Origin of the sequence: Microcoleus pseudofavosus SVA1_A4, from assembly GCF_036700565.1 — a bacterium.
Classification (GTDB): domain Bacteria; phylum Cyanobacteriota; class Cyanobacteriia; order Cyanobacteriales; family Microcoleaceae; genus Microcoleus.
The window spans coordinates 1-4,244 of the sequence record NZ_JAUBPE010000152.1; the positions used below are offsets into that span (position 1 = coordinate 1).

Annotated in this window: 4 protein-coding genes; 3 read left to right on the top strand and 1 reads right to left on the bottom strand. The window is 43.2% G+C overall.

The window, feature by feature from the left end; all coding sequences use genetic code 11:
- Positions 1-130: 130 nt before the first annotated feature.
- Positions 131-988: a carboxylating nicotinate-nucleotide diphosphorylase gene (gene nadC, locus QUA02_RS32775; protein ID WP_333033894.1), complete on the bottom strand. Its 858-nt coding sequence runs from the start codon at positions 986-988 to the stop codon at positions 131-133.
- A 345-nt stretch (positions 989-1,333) separates the two neighbouring features.
- Here nadC and vapB point away from each other — a divergent pair, with 345 nt between their 5' ends.
- From vapB to QUA02_RS32790, 3 genes are all read left to right on the top strand, one after another.
- Positions 1,334-1,561, top strand: a complete 228-nt coding sequence (gene vapB, locus QUA02_RS32780; protein WP_106332869.1) for a type II toxin-antitoxin system VapB family antitoxin — start codon at positions 1,334-1,336, stop codon at positions 1,559-1,561.
- On the top strand, positions 1,558-1,944 hold the full coding sequence (locus QUA02_RS32785; RefSeq protein ID WP_333033895.1) for a type II toxin-antitoxin system VapC family toxin: 387 nt from the start codon (positions 1,558-1,560) through the stop codon (positions 1,942-1,944). Before vapB ends, QUA02_RS32785 begins: the two co-directional genes overlap by 4 nt.
- A 249-nt stretch (positions 1,945-2,193) precedes the next feature.
- Positions 2,194-4,176: a hypothetical protein gene (locus QUA02_RS32790; RefSeq protein WP_333033897.1), complete on the top strand. Its 1,983-nt coding sequence runs from the start codon at positions 2,194-2,196 to the stop codon at positions 4,174-4,176.
- Positions 4,177-4,244 lie beyond the last annotated feature (68 nt).

A 4,244-nucleotide genomic window follows, 5' to 3' on the forward strand; every position in this document is an offset into this window, starting at 1 on the left:
CGTCCCCGCTCGCGTATTGTACTCGCGAGCGGGGACGCTCGCACTATAAATACAAAACTGAGATGCTCCAACTGTCAACTGTCAACTGCCAATTGCCAACTGTCAACTGCCAACTGCCAACTGCCAACTGTCAACTGATTTTCATGCTCAAATCCAGCCAAGTCGATCGCGTAATCGGAGCACTGGTAGAAATATAGTCAACTCCGGTTTCCGCCACACTCCTAATAGTTTCTAAAGTCACATTCCCGGAAGCTTCAATTTTAACCCGATCGCTCTTTTCGCGAATTATTGCCACAGCCTGCCGCATCAAATCACAGGACATATTATCTAACATGATAATATCGGCTTTGTGCTGCAAAGCTGTTTCTACTTCGGCGAGAGTTTCTGTTTCGACTTCGATCGTCAGCGGATAGGGGATAGAATTGCGAATTAGGGCGATCGCCTCTGCAATTCCCCCAGCCGCCGCAATGTGATTATCTTTAATCATCACCGCGTCATCTAATCCCATCCGGTGATTGCAAGCACCGCCGACTTGAGTCGCGTATTTTTCCAACAATCTCAATCCGGGCGTTGTCTTGCGCGTATCCACTAATTGCACTGGCAAATCGGCAATTTTGTCAACATATTTCTGAGTTAAAGTAGCGATGCCGCTCAAACGCATTGCCAAGTTTAATGCTACTCTTTCTCCCGTTAGCAGCGCATCGAAATTGCCGGAAATCTCGGCGATTACTTCTCCTTTTTCGCACAGTTTCCCTTCTGGTACTTGGGGGATGAAACTGAGGCTGCTGTCTAAAAGTTTAAATGTGCGATCGGCAATTGGCAATCCGGCTATGACTCCAGCTTCTTTGACAATCCATTTAGCAGTACCCTGGATGCTGTTTGCGGGAAATAAGGCCGATGTTGTGCGATCGCCCCTACCGATATCTTCTAGTAGCCAGTTGTGCAATAGGGAGTCTAAAACTATCCAAGGCGGTAATATTGCTGTCATGTTTTTGTCGGTTGTTATATCAAGATGATATCTACTAGGAACAATAGTCGATCGGGTAATTTTAAGCAAGTTGCACAATTATGATGGTGTTAGTGCGATCGCAATTTGGTAGGCGGGGGCGATCGGGGGGAGGCGGGGGCGATCGCACTACATTAGGACTTACGCATGGGAGTCCAGAAACCGGGTTTTTTAGCGAATATGTGGGCTGGAACGCTCTTTTCGTAAAAAAACCCGGTTTCTTTGGTCGGAGTGCGTCCAGGAATCTAAATAATGGGGTATTCTGTTGCTGACTTTGGGTGTGGGTGCTTTAATGGAGTGGATGGGTATCGATCGCGAGAAGAAATCATGATACAGCCAGTCATTTTAGAAAAATTAGCAGAACTCCCTGAGTCACTTCAGACAGAAGTCCTTCATTATATTGAGTTTTTGATTGAAAAGCAGGCTAAAAACTCAACTCAAGAAAAGCCCACAAAGAAGCGTCGAGTTGCCGGAACAATGAAAGGAATGTTTGTTCTACCGCTACCTGATGACTTTGATGAGCCGCTTGAGGATATGAAGGAATACATGGAATGAATAGATTACTATTAGATACTCATGCTTTGATCTGGTTTGTATCCAATGATCCAAATTTGCCAGTGTCAACTAGAGACAAGATTGAATCTGCCGACGATGTTTTCTTGAGCATTGCAAGTCTTTGGGAGATGGCAATAAAGCTCAATATTGGAAAACTCCCCTTACAGGGCAATTTTGAAGACATTGAACCTCAACTCATTGCTGCGGGTATAACGATTCTTCCTCTTACATTTGCCGATACTGTTCAATTCCGCTATTTACCCCTGCATCATCGAGATCCTTTTGATCGCATTCTGGTGGCACAGGCGATTAATCATTCCCTTGTTTTGATTAGTTGCGATGTGGCTTTTGATTCCTATGACATTCAGCGGGTATGGTCATAGGTGTGGCAGGTATCATGTTGACAAAGTTGGGTGTCGGTGATTTAATAGAGTGAGTTTGCTTTGTCGCAAGGAAAATTAGCGGCAAAAAAACAAGCTCATCTGATTTAGGAGCAAGCAGAGGCTTTGGGGTGGGCCACTAGGGCTAAGGGTAAGTTTGCTAGTAAATTTGGAAGTAACGAACTTGATAAATTAGAGTTCGGATTTAATTATTTCGCCTAAAAACTACATTCAAGCTACAAATACTCAGTTATGACTCACCTAAATATTTCTCCTCTCAACCGTCGCTCTTTTCTTAGTTATGTTGCTTTAGGTACTTTGGGTTTATTGACAAAAGACTTGCTTGATCCAGCTAGCGCTATGGCTGATGGCGAGGGATTAGGCAAAAATTTCTCTACCTTGGAGAACTATCATATTTTTGTTCCTTATACCACAGCCCGAGTAGGAGGAAAGCAAACTTTTACTTTGCGATCTGGAGAACCTTGTCAGGTAGCAATTCCCTCCAAAACCCAAGATAGCCAAGAGATTACCATCCAAGGGCGCGGTCAAGACGGTAAAGATATTACTGTAGTTTTGCATACCTTATACGATAGACAACTCGGAATAAAAGAGGAAATTTATCAAGAAATTGACAAAAAGACGCAATTTGTCGAAGAAGCAAGCAAAGCGAAATGCAAATTTGTTTATGAGCAAGTTGAAGATGGTGAGTACATTGATGATCTGATCGCCTTGGATTTTCTGGATTATGTTATATATTCTTCCAAACTGGGCAGCCAAATTCAAGAGCGTTACCAAATCGCCAGTACCAATTCACGCCTGCTCGGAATTTGGCAAGCCATTGAATCGACATTGGCTCAATCTAAACTGACTGAGGCAGAGAAGAAACTAATCAGAGGAACTTTTGCATACGTCCGCGCCGGCGAACCTGTTACTGACTTTAAAGCACTCACAGATATTGACTCAATCGTGGCAAGTTCGGCGCTGCCTTTAGAAATAAAACAGAGTTACTCTTTGTCCAGTGCCAATTCAAGAGGCTTAACAGTTGATTTTATTCTGGTCAAACAAATTAATGATAGCCAATTGAGTGCTGAACAAAAGCAAAATTACCTGTCAATATATCAGCAGGTGCGCGACGGCAAGACAGTAGAAGATGCAGCAACTTTGAACTCGCTAGACTCCTTCATTAACAAAGCCAAAATCCCAGAAAATGCTAAAGCTGTTTACTCAATAGCAAGGAAACAAAATTTAGAGAATCAAATTGCTTCTGGTGAAAAAGCCGATGCTTTTGTCCAAACTGCTCAAGCATTCAAAGACAAACTGACGGAGGCTAAAGACAAAGGAGCAGCAATTGTTCCACAAGCTACGAGAGTGTTGAGTACACTTGGAGCAGAAACAGCAACGGGTGTTAGTATTAGCAGTTTATCTGGGGCGGCTGCAACCAACGCGACTTTAGCTGTTTTAGGTGGTGGTTCTGTCGCGGCTGGTGGTTTAGGAATGCTGGGTGGTTTAGCAGTAGCAACAGGAGGAGCCGCGCTAATTGGAGCCGCAGGGCTGCTGTCTATTGCGTTAGTCTCGGAAATGGACAGGGAAGACCAAAAAAATCTGGGAATTGCAATTGGTACAGGAACAGTCGCCGGTACTGCAACTATTTTAGCTGCTTGGACTGCTGCGAGTGCTTTGGGAGCAGCAGGTACATTGTCGGGTGCTGCTGCTATCACTGCTACCATCTCGACTATTGGTGGACTCAGTGTAATGACTGGCGGCGCTGCTCTTGTTGCATCAGGTACAGCCTTTTTAATTTGGTCATTACTCAAAGGTGGAAAGAGTCGCGATTCATCCGTGCTGCACCAGTTAGAAACTCGAACCTACACCTATACTGAAAATATCATTGCGGATGATTTCGGAGAATTTTTACAAAAGAATGTAAGTCCAAAAAATGGCATTAAAGATGGATTTTCGGCTCCTAATATTCCATTAGATAAACTATCCAAAGCCCTGTCTTCATGGCTATCTCTTGACTCTGGAGAAAAAGTAATCGCTTTGATAGACAACAGTGTTTTTAAGGATGCAAAAGAGGGGGTGGTATTTACAAACGTAAAAATGGCTTGGAAAATATTTCTTTCAGAAGCTGATGCCATTAACTATGAAAATTTAGCAAAATTTGTCAAGACGGAAAGCAAATTAAGTTCACTGCTATCTGACGCGAAGCAGAAACAGGAGTTGTCTAAGGAATGAAAATTTAATAACATCAGCGATGTATAATAAATAAATGAGTGAATATGAATAGGTTTATGTTTCGGTAG

Bases quoted from the DNA above. Each gene is read 5' to 3' on its own strand.
- QUA02_RS32785 (WP_333033895.1), top strand. From the start codon at position 1,558: ATGAATAGATTACTATTAGATACTCATGCTTTGATCTGGTTTGTATCC.
- QUA02_RS32790 (WP_333033897.1), top strand. From the start codon at position 2,194: ATGACTCACCTAAATATTTCTCCTCTCAACCGTCGCTCTTTTCTTAGT.
- vapB (WP_106332869.1), top strand. From the start codon at position 1,334: ATGATACAGCCAGTCATTTTAGAAAAATTAGCAGAACTCCCTGAGTCA.
- nadC (WP_333033894.1), bottom strand. From the start codon at position 988: ATGACAGCAATATTACCGCCTTGGATAGTTTTAGACTCCCTATTGCAC.